Origin of the sequence: Bacillus sp. BHET2 (assembly GCF_005938125.1) — a bacterium.
GTDB lineage: Bacteria > Bacillota > Bacilli > Bacillales > Bacillaceae_B > Rossellomorea.
The window spans coordinates 198,232-213,730 of record NZ_VCQN01000002.1 but is presented as its reverse complement, the minus strand read 5'-3'; the positions used below and the strand labels follow the sequence as shown (position 1 = coordinate 213,730).

General features: G+C 42.4%; 15 protein-coding genes. 13 read left to right on the top strand and 2 right to left on the bottom strand.

What is annotated here, in order from left to right; translation table 11 throughout:
- Positions 1–24 precede the first annotated feature (24 nt).
- From ruvB to yajC, 5 genes are read left to right on the top strand one after another with little or no spacing between them, the layout of a single operon-like run.
- Positions 25–1,026, top strand: a complete 1,002-nt coding sequence (gene ruvB / locus FGG79_RS10730) for a Holliday junction branch migration DNA helicase RuvB (protein ID WP_138778129.1) — start codon at positions 25–27, stop codon at positions 1,024–1,026.
- Positions 1,023–1,229, top strand: coding sequence for a DUF2905 domain-containing protein (locus FGG79_RS10725; protein ID WP_138778127.1), 207 nt, complete (start codon positions 1,023–1,025; stop codon positions 1,227–1,229). Before ruvB ends, FGG79_RS10725 begins: the two co-directional genes overlap by 4 nt.
- Positions 1,230–1,268: 39 nt before the next feature.
- Positions 1,269–2,294 (top strand): tRNA preQ1(34) S-adenosylmethionine ribosyltransferase-isomerase QueA, encoded by a 1,026-nt coding sequence (queA, locus tag FGG79_RS10720; RefSeq protein ID WP_138778125.1) that lies wholly within the window; start codon positions 1,269–1,271, stop codon positions 2,292–2,294.
- Positions 2,295–2,350: 56 nt separating this feature from the next.
- Entirely contained in the window at positions 2,351–3,490 is a 1,140-nt protein-coding gene (gene tgt / locus FGG79_RS10715) for a tRNA guanosine(34) transglycosylase Tgt (protein ID WP_138778123.1), read from the top strand.
- Between the two features lie 42 nt (positions 3,491–3,532).
- Positions 3,533–3,802 carry a preprotein translocase subunit YajC gene (gene yajC / locus FGG79_RS10710; protein ID WP_138778121.1) on the top strand — a complete coding sequence of 90 codons (270 nt, stop codon included), beginning with the start codon at positions 3,533–3,535 and terminating at the stop codon, positions 3,800–3,802.
- Positions 3,803–3,871: 69 nt separating this feature from the next.
- Here the strand turns inward: yajC and FGG79_RS10705 are convergent, their stop codons facing one another.
- Positions 3,872–4,267, bottom strand: coding sequence for a TIGR04086 family membrane protein (locus tag FGG79_RS10705; protein ID WP_240794254.1), 396 nt, complete (start codon positions 4,265–4,267; stop codon positions 3,872–3,874).
- Between the two features lie 137 nt (positions 4,268–4,404).
- On the opposite strand from FGG79_RS10705, the gene FGG79_RS10700 reads away from it, so the two are divergent.
- Complete coding sequence (locus tag FGG79_RS10700; protein ID WP_138778119.1) at positions 4,405–5,700, top strand: ArsB/NhaD family transporter; 1,296 nt, start codon at positions 4,405–4,407, stop codon at positions 5,698–5,700.
- A gap of 69 nt (positions 5,701–5,769) precedes the next feature.
- Positions 5,770–6,414: a DUF421 domain-containing protein gene (locus FGG79_RS10695; RefSeq protein WP_240794253.1), complete on the top strand. Its 645-nt coding sequence runs from the start codon at positions 5,770–5,772 to the stop codon at positions 6,412–6,414.
- 52 nt (positions 6,415–6,466) lie between these two features.
- Here FGG79_RS10695 and spoVB read toward each other — a convergent pair whose 3' ends face one another.
- Positions 6,467–8,017, bottom strand: coding sequence for a stage V sporulation protein B (gene spoVB / locus FGG79_RS10690; RefSeq protein WP_138778115.1), 1,551 nt, complete (start codon positions 8,015–8,017; stop codon positions 6,467–6,469).
- Between the two features lie 125 nt (positions 8,018–8,142).
- On the opposite strand from spoVB, the gene FGG79_RS10685 reads away from it, so the two are divergent.
- From FGG79_RS10685 to FGG79_RS10660, 6 genes are all read left to right on the top strand, one after another.
- Complete coding sequence (locus tag FGG79_RS10685; RefSeq protein WP_138778113.1) at positions 8,143–8,463, top strand: post-transcriptional regulator; 321 nt, start codon at positions 8,143–8,145, stop codon at positions 8,461–8,463.
- Between the two features lie 130 nt (positions 8,464–8,593).
- Complete coding sequence (secDF, locus tag FGG79_RS10680; protein WP_138778111.1) at positions 8,594–10,858, top strand: protein translocase subunit SecDF; 2,265 nt, start codon at positions 8,594–8,596, stop codon at positions 10,856–10,858.
- A 141-nt stretch (positions 10,859–10,999) separates the two neighbouring features.
- On the top strand, positions 11,000–11,884 hold the full coding sequence (locus tag FGG79_RS10675) for a cation diffusion facilitator family transporter (RefSeq protein WP_171050912.1): 885 nt from the start codon (positions 11,000–11,002) through the stop codon (positions 11,882–11,884).
- A gap of 15 nt (positions 11,885–11,899) precedes the next feature.
- Positions 11,900–12,235 carry a LapA family protein gene (locus FGG79_RS10670; RefSeq protein WP_138778107.1) on the top strand — a complete coding sequence of 112 codons (336 nt, stop codon included), beginning with the start codon at positions 11,900–11,902 and terminating at the stop codon, positions 12,233–12,235.
- A 250-nt stretch (positions 12,236–12,485) separates the two neighbouring features.
- On the top strand, positions 12,486–14,849 hold the full coding sequence (recJ, locus tag FGG79_RS10665) for a single-stranded-DNA-specific exonuclease RecJ (RefSeq protein WP_138778105.1): 2,364 nt from the start codon (positions 12,486–12,488) through the stop codon (positions 14,847–14,849).
- On the top strand, positions 14,840–15,352 hold the full coding sequence (locus FGG79_RS10660; protein ID WP_138778103.1) for an adenine phosphoribosyltransferase: 513 nt from the start codon (positions 14,840–14,842) through the stop codon (positions 15,350–15,352). Before recJ ends, FGG79_RS10660 begins: the two co-directional genes overlap by 10 nt.
- Positions 15,353–15,499: the final 147 nt, after the last annotated feature.

The following is a 15,499-nucleotide window of genomic DNA, read 5'->3' as shown; positions in this document are numbered from 1 at the left end:
ATTCTTCGAAAGGGGGAGATCTATTTGGAAGAAAGAATCGTATCAAGTGAATCAGAAATAAATGAGGATTCCTTTGAATATTCCTTGCGTCCACAGACAATAAAACAATATATTGGGCAAGATAAAGTGAAGAATAATCTGGAGGTTTTCATTGAAGCGGCAAAGATGCGACAAGAAACCCTCGATCATGTCCTCCTTTACGGTCCACCAGGATTGGGTAAAACGACCCTTGCGGCTGTCATTGCAAATGAAATGGGCGTGAACATGCGCACAACGAGTGGACCAGCCATCGAGAGACCCGGGGATTTAGCTGCAGTGCTGACGGCACTTGAGCCTGGTGATGTGTTGTTCATCGATGAGATCCACCGTTTGCCTCGAGCCATTGAAGAGGTTCTGTATCCTGCAATGGAAGACTTTTGTTTAGATATTGTCATTGGGAATGGCCCCAGTGCACGTTCTGTTCGTTTAGATCTCCCTCCTTTCACATTGGTGGGGGCCACGACTCGTGCAGGTGCACTCTCTGCCCCGCTGCGCGATCGATTTGGTGTTTTATGCCGTTTGGAATATTATAATGAGGAGCAATTAAATGAAATTGTTCAGCGGACGGCTACGATCTTAAACACAGCAATCGAAGCAACTGCGTCTGAAGAATTGGCCCGACGCTCCAGGGGAACCCCGCGGATTGCCAATCGCTTATTACGACGTGTAAGGGATTTTGCCCAAGTGAAAGGGAATGGTGATATTACCACCACTCTTTCTCGGGAAGCACTAGAGCTTCTTCAAGTGGATAAGCTGGGTCTTGATCATATCGATCATAAGCTACTGAAAGGGATCATTGAGCGCTTCCGTGGCGGACCTGTTGGACTCGATACCATTGCAGCAAGCATCGGTGAAGAGTCCCATACAATTGAAGATGTATACGAGCCTTTCCTTTTGCAAATTGGATTCATCCAACGGACACCTAGAGGTAGGATTGTGACTCATCTCGTGTACGAACATTTTCAATTGGAGGTGCCGAACAAGTGACGGGGTTGCCTAAATTATTGATGATTATTGGTGGAATCATTCTTATCATTGGTTTCCTTATGCAATTTATTAAAATAGGTAAGCTTCCTGGGGATATCATCGTAAAAAAAGAAAATACAACATTTTATTTTCCACTTATGACTTCTATCCTGTTAAGTGTTATACTTTCGGTTGTCTTTTATATTATTGGACGATTTAAATAGGACTCATGAGTGAGATTTTAATAAGCTAGGTGACATACTGTGAAAGTAGAAGATTTTGATTTTCATTTACCGGAAGAATTGATTGCCCAGACTCCTCTGGAAAATCGCTCTGAAAGTAGATTAATGGTGTTAGATAAAGAAGATGGGTCCATGGACCATCGCCACTTTAAGCATATCGTTGATTACCTTCAAAAAGGGGATTGCCTCGTATTAAATGACACGAGAGTACTACCTGCCCGTCTTTTTGGACAAAAAGAAGATACGGGTGCCAACATTGAAGTGCTATTGTTGAAGCAGGAGGACGGAGACAGGTGGGAGACCCTTGTGAAACCTGCCAAACGGATTCGTGTGGGAACGGAGATTGTGTTCGGTGACGGTCAATTAAAAGCAACCTGTGTGGGTCTAAAAGAACATGGTGGGAGAATCCTTGAATTTCAGTATGAAGGGATCTTCTATGAGGTTCTGGATGATCTGGGTGAGATGCCACTTCCTCCATACATTCGTGAACGGTTGGAAGAACAGGACCGCTATCAAACGGTATTTGCCCGGGAAAGAGGTTCGGCAGCCGCACCGACAGCTGGCCTTCACTTTACGGAAGAACTGTTGGATGAACTGAGAGCGAAGGGTGTACATATTGCATTTATCACGCTTCATGTAGGGTTGGGAACGTTCAGACCTGTGTCAGTTGATACGATTGAGGATCACGATATGCATGCCGAGTTCTATCAAGTATCTGAGGGGACCGCCCGCCTTCTAAACGAGGTGAAAGCAAATGGAGGACGGATTATTACGGTGGGAACAACATCGACCCGAACTCTTGAAACCATTGCTACTAAGCACGGGAGCTTCATAGAGGAGAATGGCTGGACCAATATATTCATTTATCCTGGATATGAGTTTAAAGGGATTGATGGCTTGATAACGAATTTTCATTTACCGAAATCGACCCTGATCATGCTGGTCAGCGCGTTTGCCGGTCAAGAAAACGTCATGCATGCCTATGAAACAGCCGTCAAAGAAAAATACCGTTTCTTCAGTTTTGGCGACGCGATGTTTATTAAATAGAGATTTGCTGAAATAACCTATGTAAACCCCATGTAATTGGAAGGAGAATTCGCACGTTGACTGCAATTAGATACGAATTAATTAAAACATGTAAACAAACCGGGGCAAGGCTTGGCCGGGTCCATACACCACATGGTTCATTTGAAACCCCTGCCTTTATGCCTGTTGGAACCATGGCCACAGTGAAAACAATGTCTCCAGAGGACTTGAAATCAATGGATTCAGGGATCATCCTTAGCAATACTTATCATTTATGGCTGCGTCCTGGTCATGAGATTATTAGAGAAGCTGGCGGTCTTCATAAATTTATGAACTGGGACAGGGCTATTCTCACTGATTCTGGTGGCTTCCAAGTCTTCAGTTTAAGTAAACTCCGCCAGATTGAAGAAGAGGGTGTGCATTTCCGCCATCATCTGAATGGTGATAAGCTTTTCCTGAGTCCAGAGAAAGCGATGGATATTCAAAATGCACTTGGTTCTGATATCATGATGGCCTTTGATGAATGCCCGCCGTATCCTGCGGAATATGAGTATATGAAGAGTTCTGTGGAACGGACGTCACGATGGGCAGAGCGTTGTTTGGAAGCTCACCAGCGACCACAGGATCAAGGATTATTCGGGATTGTCCAAGGTGGGGAGTATGAAGAGCTGCGGAAACAAAGTGCTCGTGATCTTGTATCGATGGATTTCCCTGGATATGCTATCGGAGGACTCTCTGTAGGTGAACCGAAGGATGTCATGAACCGCGTACTAGACTTTACAACGCCTCATCTGCCATCGGATAAACCTCGCTACTTAATGGGGGTTGGATCTCCTGACTCACTTATCGACGGTTCTATTCGTGGAATTGACATGTTTGATTGTGTACTGCCTACCCGGATTGCCCGCAACGGTACTCTCATGACAAGTGAAGGACGATTAGTCGTGAAAAAAGCTGAATTTGCAAGGGATTTCAGACCGATCGATGAAAATTGTGATTGCTATACGTGTAAAAATTATAGCCGGGCGTATATTCGCCATTTGATTAAATGTGACGAAACGTTCGGAATTCGCCTTACGACTTATCATAATCTTCATTTTCTGTTAAAATTGATGGAACAAGTCAGACAAGCGATTCGTGAAGATCGTCTAGGAGACTTTAAAGAAGACTTTTTCGAGCAGTACGGCTTCAACCGACCTGATGCGAAAAACTTCTAAAAGCCATGCTATAAATAAACATTTGAAAGGAGGGGAAAAAGAATGGGAAGTTTAGGAACAATTCTACCTTTGATATTAATGTTCGTACTGTTTTACTTTTTACTGATTCGTCCTCAGCAAAAGCGTCAAAAAACGATCTCTAAAATGCAAAATGAGCTTGCGAAGGGTGATAGAATCATCACAATCGGTGGCTTACATGGATCAATCGATGCCATTGAAGAAGGTAAAATAGTCATTCTATGTGGTGACGGCAGCCGTCTTACATATGATCGTAATTCGATCAGAGAAGTTGTTAAAGCTGAACAAGTATAATAAAGAAAGGGTTCCTCCTCAATGTGCCTTGGCACTTTGGGAGGGACCCTCTTTTTTGTTTAGAGTAGGCTAATTTCCTCTTGTACCTCCACTCATGTTCACACCAAGAATACCGCCCATCATGGCTGTGAGGATGTAGCAGCCGTGGTAGATGAGCTGTTCCACTGAAAATAGACTATCATACCCCAAGTATTGAAATAAGAATATGACCAGGGTGTAAATAAGACCTGTCGAGCCTCCCAGCACCCATCCTTTAGTCTTTCCTTTCCCACCAGACATAAATCCCCCGATGAATAAAGAAAGAAATGAAATGATCGTAACAAATAACGTGATTGAGTTTTCCGTAAGATTAGTAAACCGGAGCAGTAAAGAGAATAATAGGCTTGCGATAATCGCTATGACAAATATGGTGGTTGCTCCGTAAAGTACGGCACCACCCATTTTTTTTGCTTCGATGGCGGTCATCCCCCTTCTATCCTAATGAATTTTATTCCGTATTAGTACAAGCATATTCACCCTCCACAAGAAAAAGACTAGAAATTTTCTCTGGTCAAGCCTCATAGACTAGTATGAAACTTCCTGGAGAAGGAGGAGCTGTGACTATGTCTCCGATGATTGTATTAATCGTGTTCGTTTCTGTATATATCCTGTTGATGACAGAGAAGTGGAATCGGGTATTGGCTGCCATGACCGGAGGAGTCGCCATGCTATTAATTGGGGCTTTTCCAATTGAGAAGGCCCTGTTTACGTATATTGATTGGAAAACCATCACCTTATTGTTTTCCATGATGCTCATCGTAACGATAACGAGTAAGACGGGTGTATTCGAGTATATTGCCATCCTCATCGCACAGTTGGTGAACGGGAATGGACTGGCTCTTCTTGTCCTTTTTTCTACTCTTGCGGCTCTTGGGTCTGCATTTTTGGCCAATGTGACGATCGCTATGTTATTGGTGCCGATTTTGTTTAAACTGACAAGGATCCTTGAACTGCCACCCATTCCCTTTCTCATTATGACGATCCTTTCTTGTAATATAGGGGGGACTGCAACCCTGATTGGCGATCCACCGAATATGATGATCGGTCAGGCAGTCAAGCACTTTACGTTCAATGCCTTTCTTGAAAATTTATTACCTGTTGTTTTGATGGTATATGTAGTGACGCTGTTAATCATGTGTGTTCTGTATAAGGAAGTACTACATGTAAAGGAAGACAGGAAGCTACTTCTGAAAGGAATCAACCCTAAAGAGTATTTGCAGAAAAACAGAGGGTTGTTCCAGTCCATGTTTGTACTTGCGTTAGTGTTAGTGGGCTTTTCCGTGTATCCAATCTTTCACCTCGATGTGACCACGGTTTCCTTGGCTGGAGCAGTTCTGCTCATGCTGCTTCTAGAGAAAATTTATCCACCTGAGAAGATTTTAAGAGAGGTGGAATGGGGGACGCTGTTTTTCTTTATGGGATTATTCCTTCTTGTCGGTGGGATTGAAGAGGCTGGATTCATTGATGAGATTGCTCGGGAAATTCTGAGGGCAACCGATGGGGATATGAAGAAAACGGCATTTGTCATCTTGTGGGGAACAGGCATATTATCAGCAGTTGTCGATAATATCCCGTTTGTTGCAGCTATGATTCCTGTCATACAGGAATTTGGTGAGTTCGGTATGGTTAATATGGATCCTTTATGGTGGTCATTGGCTCTCGGCGCCTGCCTGGGTGGGAATGGTACTTTACTTGGATCTTCTTCAAATCTCGTCATTGCAGGGCTTGCCTCTAAGGAGAATGTACATATTAAGTTTTATCACTATTTACTGATTGGAGTCCCGGTCACTATCATTTCCCTTGCTGTTTCCACTATTTATGTCTATTTCAAATACATCAGACCCTTTATGGGTGGATAATTATTCCTCCGATTTATTTTCCCCTTCTGTTGATACTATATAATGACATGTGTACAGGAGGGAAAAGTAGTGGAGGAATCGTTTATTATTATTATTCGCACTCTTTTTCTATACGTTTTAATTATCTTTATCTTCAGGATTATGGGAAAAAGAGAAATCGGGGAATTAAGCATATTAGATTTGGTCGTATTCATGATGATCGCTGAAATGGCGGTCATGGCCATTGAACAACCCAATGACCCTATCATACATACAGTATTGCCCATGGGGGTCATCGTCCTCATTCAAGTCCTGTTTGCATGGTTTTCCCTGAGATCGAAATCATTCCGGGAGCTATTGGATGGAAAGCCTTCGGTTATTATTCATAACGGCAAAATTGATGATAATGTGATGAAGAAACAGCGATATAATTATGATGATTTACTGCTACAATTAAGAGAAAAGGATATCTTTAATCTGGCAGATGTTGAATTCGCCATATTAGAGCCCTCTGGCAAACTATCTGTGATTAAGAAAGACAAAGATACACCCCATTCATTGACGCTACCGTTAGTGTTGGATGGACAGGTTCAAACCACCCATCTGGATATGATTGGGAAAACAGCTTTCTGGTTACGGAAGGAATTAAGGGATCGGGGATTTAAGGATTTGAAAGAGATCTCTTTCTGCAGCTTTCAAAACGGGGAATTTTATATTGATGAAAAAAATCATTAGTACATAAAAAACTCCTCAACGTCCCATTGAGGAGTTTTTTCCTGATGTGAAATTATAGTATGATGAATCGCCGAATGAATGGAATTCGGGCGAGGTCACTTTTTACAATCAATTTGAAGGCTATTGAGAGAGCGACATACACAATCGTGGAAGATGTAACTCCAAATAGCAAACGGAAGATAGAATGTTCGCTTGAAAATAGATAAAGATATGAGTAGTGTCCCCATAAACCCGTTACCAATAGGACAAAGATAGTCTTTGCGTAATCCCAGGCGTAGATTGTCATTGGGATATGTTTAAGAATGGTTAGTAGGTGAAGGAGTGTTACGAGCATAAATCCTGTCACAATTCCTAATGCTGCACCATTGATACCGAATGACGGTTGAGAAGCAAGGACGAATATGACCCCAGTCTTCACCACTGCACCGATTAAGCTATTGATCATGGCGGCCCTAGCCAGATTCAAGGCCTGTAAAACCGCTTGAAGCGGCCCCTGATAATAATAAAATAAAAAGAAGGGAGCCATGATCATCAAGAAGCTTGCCCCGTTCTCACTTCCGTACATGACTAGCATGAGGGGTTTGGCATAAATATAGAGGATGACGACTGAGATCCCCCCTGTGATCAAGCAGAACCTGAGAGCCTGCTGAAGCCTATGTTCAATCAAAAAGAAATTTTTGTGAGAGTTAGCTTCGCTTATAGCTGGTACAAGTGATTGAGATAATGAAAGGGTAACAAAGGATGGTAAGAACAAAAGAGGGAGGGCGTATCCTGTCAAGGATCCATATTGTTTCGTTGCCATCGATGCGGCCACTCCTGCCAGTGCAAGACTATGGGCCACCACAATCGGCTCAAAAAACCAAGCGATGGAACCTATCATCCGGCTACCGGTTGCAGGTAAGGCAACGCTCATCAGTTCATTAAACGTTTCCCTTCCGTTTCGAATCGACTTGAAGAAATTACGTCTGACCTTAAACTTTTTCCTTATTTTAAAGCTTGCGAACAGATAGAGTAGAGACGCGAGTTCACCTAACACAGAAGCCACCATGGCTGCTGCCGCTGCATATTCGATTCCGTACGGAAGGAACGTTTTGGTCAATAAAGCAATGAGGGTAATCCGGACCACTTGCTCGATCACTTGAGAATAGGCGGAAGGCTTCATGTTCTGTCTGCCTTGGAAATACCCTCTGATGACAGAAGAAACCGCAACGATCGGTATGATCGGAGCGATGGCAACCAGTGGATAATAAATCCGGTCGTCAGTGAATAATACGTCTGTTAAATATGGTGCAAGAAGAATGAGAGCCGGAGTGAAAATGATGGAAAGACCCATGGTAATGGATAAAGAGACCACCAATATTTTTTTTACTTTCCGGGTATCCCCTTTGGATTCAGCTTCCGCTACATTCTTTGAGATCGCCACAGGGAGGCCGAGTTGAGTGATCGTGATGACGAGTATAAGGGTAGGGAATGCCATCATAAACAGACCGACGCCTTCTTCACCGATAAATCTGGCGACGACGATCCGGTTTACGAACCCTAATATTCTAGTTATAAAGGCTGCCATCATTAAAATCATGGTGCCTTTAAGAAATTTTGACATAAAATTCCCTGCCTTCTCAAAATTGGTATTATCGTATACAATGATGTATATGCACAAGGGTGGACAAAGCATGACAAGTAGTGAACAATTCCGGCTAAATATAGCTCAGATGGGGTGACCGAGGAATGAAGAATAATCAGCATCCTTATGACCGTTTTTATGAATCGTTAGTACCTGCGCTTGTAAGTAAAGTAGAAGAATTTGATATTCTTGGCTATGGAAAAGCAGACGTTGACCGTCTTTGGTCATACTTAACGAAGAAGAAATGGAAGAAACCAGAAACAGATGCAAAATTCTTTCAGTTAGTGAGTGATGTGTTAACGGTCAAGCCTGGAGAGTATATGAGCTTTGAAACAATGGAAGCATACAGGTCTCCAAATTGGTTTGCAGAGGTGAATGAGGAAGAGTTGAATGAACTTCTCCATCCCAATAAGAATGGAAAATAGCCCGGAAAAGAAATTGACACTCTTTTCGTTCTCGTAGATAATGATAATGTTGAAGGTTTCAGGAATTATATTACTTTTTTAAGCACATAGTTCGTATGGTTTTTAAAACGGCAAGGAGGATCTATACATAATGGTAAAGCGTGGCCGAATAATTGCCTTCTTTATACTTGTGGTATTACTTGCAGGTACTATGGGAGGAACAACGAAGAGTATTATTGATAATATTAAATTAGGGTTGGACCTGCAAGGTGGGTTTGAAGTTCTTTACGAAGTTCAACCGCTTAAAAAAGACGGGGAAGTCACAAAAGAAACTGTTGCCAATACAGCCGATGCATTGGACAAGCGTATTAACGTATTGGGTGTAAGTGAACCTAATATCCAAATTGAAGACGGAAACCGAATCCGTGTTCAACTTGCTGGGGTGGAAGACCAGAACCAGGCAAGAGAAATTCTTTCCACTCAAGCAAATCTTACGTTCCGCGACGTAAACGATAAAATCCGTCTGGACGGATCGGATCTTGCATCCGGTTCTGCGAAGCAGACGTTTGACAACAAGAACAATCCGATTGTTTCATTGAAATTAAAAGATCGCTCGAAATTTTATGAACTAACGAAAGATATTTATGCAATGGCTCCTCAGAATCAACTGGTGATCTGGTTGGATTTCGAGGAAGGAAAAGATTCTTATCAAGCCGAAGCGGGAAAGAAAGACCCGAAATTTTTATCTGACCCAGCGGTTAATAAACCGATTAATTCAGATGAAGTCATCATTGAAGGGAATTTCACAGTGGAGCGTGCCCAGAATCTGGCGTCCTTACTGAATGCAGGGGCACTTCCAGTCAAACTAGAGGAGAAATACTCAACCTCTGTGGGAGCACAATTTGGTCAGCAGGCACTAGATAAAACAGTCACTGCGGGAATCATCGGGATCGCCATCATTTTCTTATTCATGATTGCGTACTACCGCTTCCCTGGATTAATCGCAACGATTACACTATCTGTTTACATTTACTTAATTCTATTAGTATTCGAACTGATGAATGGGGTCCTGACACTCCCTGGGATCGCAGCACTTATCCTCGGGGTCGGAATGGCCGTCGATGCGAATATCATTACCTATGAACGGATCAAAGAAGAAATGCGGGTCGGAAAACCGATACGTTCTGCATTCCAGGCAGGAAATAAATCTTCATTCTTAACGATCCTTGATGCGAACGTGACAACGATGCTTGCAGCTGCAGTTCTATTCTTCTATGGAACAAGTTCGGTTAGAGGATTTGCAACGATGCTGATCATCAGTATCCTTACAAGTTTCATCACAGCGGTATGGGGTTCACGCCTATTACTCGGCCTTTGGGTAAACAGCCGCATCTTTAATAAAATGCCGGGCTGGTTTGGTGTCAAGCAAACAGAAATCAAAGATTTGGCGGAGAATTACGATACACTGGATCTGCCGACTCGATTCGACCGCTTTGATTTTGCTGCACAACGTAAGAAGTTCTTCACGCTTTCAGCTGTACTGATCACAGCGGGTATTATCATTCTGGCCATCTTCAGACTGAATCTGGGGATCGACTTTGTCAGTGGTTCACGTATGGAAATCCTGGCTGATCAGAGTTTGAAGACTGAGGAAGTCCAAGATGAACTAAAGGAAATGAAGTTGCCTTCTGAAGATGTAGTCATTTCAGGGGACAAAGAAAATATTGCCGTGGTTCGCTATACTGATGACTTAAACAAGGACGACATTGCTAAGTTAAAGGATCACTTTAACAAGCTTTATGGAGCAGAGCCGAGTATCAGTACCGTTTCTCCTGTCATTGGGAAGGAACTTGCCCTGAACGCCATGAAAGCTGTGGCGATAGCTTCGATTGGGATCATTATTTATGTTACGTTCCGATTTGAATGGCGAATGGCTGTCGGAGCAATTCTTGCTCTCATGCATGATGCATTCTTTATCATTGCGTTCTTCAGCTTAACAAGACTGGAAGTTGATATCACCTTCATTGCAGCCGTCTTGACGATTGTCGGTTATTCGATAAATGATACGATTGTCACCTTCGACAGGCTAAGGGAAAACTTGCATAAGAAGCGCCGCTTGAAAACGGATAAAGATATTGAAGATGTTGTGAACCAAAGTATCAGACAAACAATGGGCCGTTCGGTTAATACGGTATTAACCGTGGTGATCACAGTTATCGCCTTAATGATCTTTGGTAGTGAATCCATTCGCAACTTCTCCATTGCTCTATTAGTCGGATTGATTTCAGGTACTTATTCTTCCGTATTCATTGCTTCTCAAGTATGGCTGGTGATGAAGAAAAAAGAACTGAAGAAAAATGGAACAATCAAAACTGTAAAAGAAAAGAAAACATGGTCTGACGAACCGCAAGTATAATCATAATCGGGTCCGGGGAGGATATTTTCCCTGGACCTGTCTTTTTGTTTTTTTACGGCATTGGGTTACAATAATAGGTGGAGAAAGGAGGCGCTTTGATTGAATCATGAAGATCGCTTTAAAAAAGCAGAGTTTGCAGCCATGATTGGCATCATAGGCAATATTGTACTGGCAATTATTAAATGGGGAGCCGGTATCTTAGGGAATAGTAGGGCATTGATTGCTGACGCCGTCCACTCTGCATCGGACGTAGCAGGCTCTCTTGCCGTCTTTATCGGATTACGTGCTGCAAAGCAGCCTCCGGATCAAGACCATCCATATGGGCATGGGAAGGCTGAATCCATAGCCGCCATCATTGTAGCGGTTCTCTTATTCTTAGTTGGGATTGAAATTGGGAAATCATCGATTGAATCCTTTTTTCATCCACTGACTCCTCCAACTGCTATTGCGATATATGCCGTCATCTTTTCTATTATTGTAAAAGAAGCGATGTTTCAATATAAATATCGATTGGGTAAAAGAATAAAGAGTGATGCATTGATTGTAAATGCATACGAGCATCGTTCGGATGTGTTTTCCTCGATTGCTGCACTGTTCGGAATCTCGGCTTCTATCCTTGGAGGGAAGTTTGATGTTGGCTTTCTTGTATACGCGGATCCGGTAGCAGGGATCTTAGTGTCACTCCTGGTCCTCAAGATGGCCTGGCATTTGGGATCTGAATCTATACATACAACCCTTGACCACGTTATGCATGAAGAGGATGTATTTCCCTTCCGAAAGATTGTGGAGTCGGTGCCTGAAGTGAAAGAAATCAATGAACTGCATGCCAGGGAACATGGGCACTATGTCATCATTGATTTAAAGATCAGTGTCGATCCATTCATAACGGTTGAAGAAGGCCATCGTGTCGGAAAGCAAGTCAAAGAGAAGCTTCTTGAAGAATCCAATGTGAATGATGTGTTTGTTCACATTAATCCATACAATCCTGCTTCTGAAAAAAAGGATGGTTCAATAGACTTAACTTAAAGGGAGGGAAATCCTGTGAAATTTCAATGGACTCTATTATTAGGAATATTCTTTGCGTTAGTCGTATCGATTTTCGCTGTCATTAATGTCGATCCGGTCACCGTCAATTATTTATTCGGCGAATCTGACTGGCCTCTTATTTTAGTTATCCTGGGATCAGTATTAATGGGTGGCATCATTGTGGGATCGGTCGGATTGTTTCGACTATTCGTCGTCCAGCGTAAGGTCAAATCTCTCGAAAAAGAAAATCTGCTCTTGAAGGAACAGGCAGAGGGGATGCATAAAGAGAAGGTTGAAGATGTTCCATTAAAAAAACGAGCCACTGACTCAGTGGGAGAAACAGGCGAATAATCAAGTATGGTGGCTTTTTGTCACCATGCTTTTTTTGTTTTAGCAACCTCCTAGGAAAAAAATCGGACATCCCCTCTTTCATCGAAATCAAGCAGAATAACAGATGTCCCCTCTTTTGCAAGGTTCAAAAGGGGGGACATTTTTCAATTTACGGTTTTCATCAACTTTTTTCTTCTATGAAAGACCCATCCAATAAGATTGAAACAACCCCATCATTTTTGTATAATGAGTAAGGCTGAGGGGTGAACGTATGTTAAACTCGAAAACACGTTGGATATTGACAGAATCAGATGAACATAAAATAGAAGAATTAGCAGATGAACTTAAAGTGCCTGCACTTGTGGCAAAATTATTGATTAACCGAGGCTTGGACGATGTAGAAGAAGCTCGGAATTTTTTATTTGATACAGGAGATTCATTTCACGATCCATTTTTATTTGAAGATATGAAAAAGGTAACTGAAAGAATCCATAAAGCCATTGAGAACGGAGAAAGAATTCTCGTCTATGGTGACTACGATGCTGATGGTGTCAGCAGTACATCTGTTTTGATGACGGTCCTTAAGGATCTTGGTGCAGAGGTGGAGTTCTATATTCCAAACCGGTTCAGTGAGGGGTACGGTCCGAATGAAGGTGCATTTCGCTGGGCTAACGATGAAGGTTTCACACTCATCATTACAGTCGATACAGGAATATCAGCCGTAAACGAAGCAAGACTTGCGAAAGAGCTTGGGATTGACTTGATCATCACCGATCACCATGAACCTGGTCCGGAGTTACCTGAAACGTATGCGTTGCTGCATCCAAAGGTCGAGGGTACGTCCTATCCATTTGGAGACTTGGCAGGGGTAGGGGTGGCATTTAAACTGGCTCACGCCCTATATGGAGAACTGCCTACCCATTTACTTGATCTTGCGGCAATCGGAACCATTGCGGATCTTGTTCCCTTAAGAGGAGAGAATCGTCTATTGGCTAAGAAGGGACTTGCAGAGCTCCGTATCACCAACCGGTTAGGTATAAAAGCATTATGCAAAATTGCAAATGCCACGCAGCATGAAATAACCGAAGAAACAGTTGGCTTCATGATTGCTCCCCGCATCAATGCTGTCGGGCGCCTGGGAGATGCAGATCCTGCCGTAGACCTTATGCTCACAGAAGATGGTGAGGCAGCAAAGGCTCTGGCTGAAGAAATAGACGCGTTAAATAAGGAAAGACAAGCAATTGTTTCCCAGATGACTGAGGAAGCGATTGAAATGGTGGAAAAGGATTTTCCCCTCGAGGATAACAGCGTACTCGTAATTGGGAAAGAGGGCTGGAATCCGGGAGTGGTAGGGATAGTCGCATCACGACTCGTTGATAAGTTCTATCGTCCAACTATTGTACTTAGCTTTGACTCTGAAAAAGGGACTGCAAAAGGATCAGCGAGAAGTATCGTAGGTTTTGATTTATTTAAAAATCTATCAACCTGTCGAGATATCCTTCCCCATTTTGGAGGGCATCCAATGGCTGCAGGAATGACTTTACAATTAGACGATGTAGCTCAGTTCAGAAGCAGATTGAATGAGCTTGCGGAGACGGAATTGACAGAAGAGGATTTCATCCCGGTTACGCAGCTTGATGCTCCTGTAACAGTGGGAGAAATCACTGTAGAGTCGATTGAAAAACTTCAGCTCATGGCCCCATTTGGTATGAAGAATCCGAAACCGAAGTGGATCATAGACAATGTTAGCATCGAGCATTACAAAAAAATCGGCTCTTCACAAAATCATTTGAAGCTTGTACTAAAGGACAATGGAGTGCAATTAGATGGTGTAGGTTTTGGACTGGGGGAGCTAGCCGATCATATGACTCCTTTCGCTAATATATCTGTGATTGGGGAGTTGTCCATAAACGAATGGAATAATCGGAAAAAGCCCCAAGTATTTCTGCAAGATATGAAAATTGATCAATGGCAATTATTCGATGTTCGGGGGATCAAACAATTCAACAAATGGAATGAGCTCATCCCGAAAGAAAATAAGAACCTTATTTGCTTTAACCCAGCCACTTTAGACAAGCTAAATATTTCAAAGGAAGAAGTCATTCTCCTTGAGGATAGCTCGTGCCTGGAAGGACTCCAGACAGATGGAACAAGCCTTGTACTTCTGGATCTGCCGACCTCCAAACCTTTACTTGGAGGGCTCTTGAAGAGAGGGCGTCCGCATCGTATTTATGTTCATTTCTTCCAGGAAGAAGATCATTTCTTCAGTACGATGCCAAACCGAGATCACTTTAAATGGTATTATGGATTTTTAACAAAAAGGGGATCATTTGATCTGAATAAGCACGGTGATGACCTGGCCAAATATAAAGGCTGGTCAAAAGAAACAATTGATTTCATGTCACAGGTGTTTTTTGATTTGAAGTTTGTTACAATAGTGAATGGATTTATTTCTCTTAATCCTGAGAAAACCAAGAAAGATCTTTCTGAATCTCAAACATATCAGAAGAAACAACAACAATACGAGCTTGAAAACGAATTGTTATATTCTTCCTATCAAGAGTTGAAGGCTTGGTTTAATGAAAGGATAGAAGAGTCTGTTACAATTGAGGAGGAAGTAAAAGCATGGACTTAAAACAATATATTACAATCGTTGAGGATTGGCCAAAAGAAGGTATTAAGTTTAAAGACATCACTACATTAATGGATAATGGTGATGCTTATAGATATGCTACAGACCAAATCGTAGAATATGCAAATAAGAAACAGATTGACCTTGTTGTAGGACCTGAAGCACGAGGATTCATCATCGGATGCCCGGTCGCTTATGCATTGGGTGTAGGCTTTGCCCCTGTTCGTAAACCAGGTAAATTACCACGTGAAACGATCCAGAAGGAATATGGTTTGGAGTATGGTAAAGATGCTCTAACGATCCATAAAGATGCAATCAAGCCTGGTCAACGTGTATTGATTACAGATGACTTACTTGCTACTGGTGGAACGATCGAAGCAACAATCAAGCTTGTAGAAGAATTGGGTGGGATTGTCGCTGGTACAGCATTCTTAATCGAGTTAACGTACCTTGACGGCCGCGACAAGCTTCTGAATTATGATATTATGACATTAATGCAATACTAATTCGTTTACCATTTCTAATAAACGTATATACTTTGTGATATACTGAAATAAGGGACTGACATCTGGTTTTTAGTGTCAGCCCTTATTTTTTATTTAAGTTCTTGATCATTTGTTTGTGAGAGAAGAGACTTTCGTATAAACGAAGCG

What these genes read in the sequence shown, in the direction of transcription:
- recJ (WP_138778105.1), top strand. Translation starts at nt 12,486, where the DNA reads ATGTTAAACTCGAAAACACGTTGGATATTGACAGAATCAGATGAACAT.
- FGG79_RS10675 (WP_171050912.1), top strand. Translation starts at nt 11,000, where the DNA reads ATGATTGGCATCATAGGCAATATTGTACTGGCAATTATTAAATGGGGA.
- FGG79_RS10700 (WP_138778119.1), top strand. Translation starts at nt 4,405, where the DNA reads ATGTCTCCGATGATTGTATTAATCGTGTTCGTTTCTGTATATATCCTG.
- FGG79_RS10705 (WP_240794254.1), bottom strand. Translation starts at nt 4,267, where the DNA reads ATGACCGCCATCGAAGCAAAAAAAATGGGTGGTGCCGTACTTTACGGA.
- secDF (WP_138778111.1), top strand. Translation starts at nt 8,594, where the DNA reads ATGGTAAAGCGTGGCCGAATAATTGCCTTCTTTATACTTGTGGTATTA.
- yajC (WP_138778121.1), top strand. Translation starts at nt 3,533, where the DNA reads ATGGGAAGTTTAGGAACAATTCTACCTTTGATATTAATGTTCGTACTG.
- FGG79_RS10660 (WP_138778103.1), top strand. Translation starts at nt 14,840, where the DNA reads ATGGACTTAAAACAATATATTACAATCGTTGAGGATTGGCCAAAAGAA.
- spoVB (WP_138778115.1), bottom strand. Translation starts at nt 8,017, where the DNA reads ATGTCAAAATTTCTTAAAGGCACCATGATTTTAATGATGGCAGCCTTT.
- FGG79_RS10685 (WP_138778113.1), top strand. Translation starts at nt 8,143, where the DNA reads ATGAAGAATAATCAGCATCCTTATGACCGTTTTTATGAATCGTTAGTA.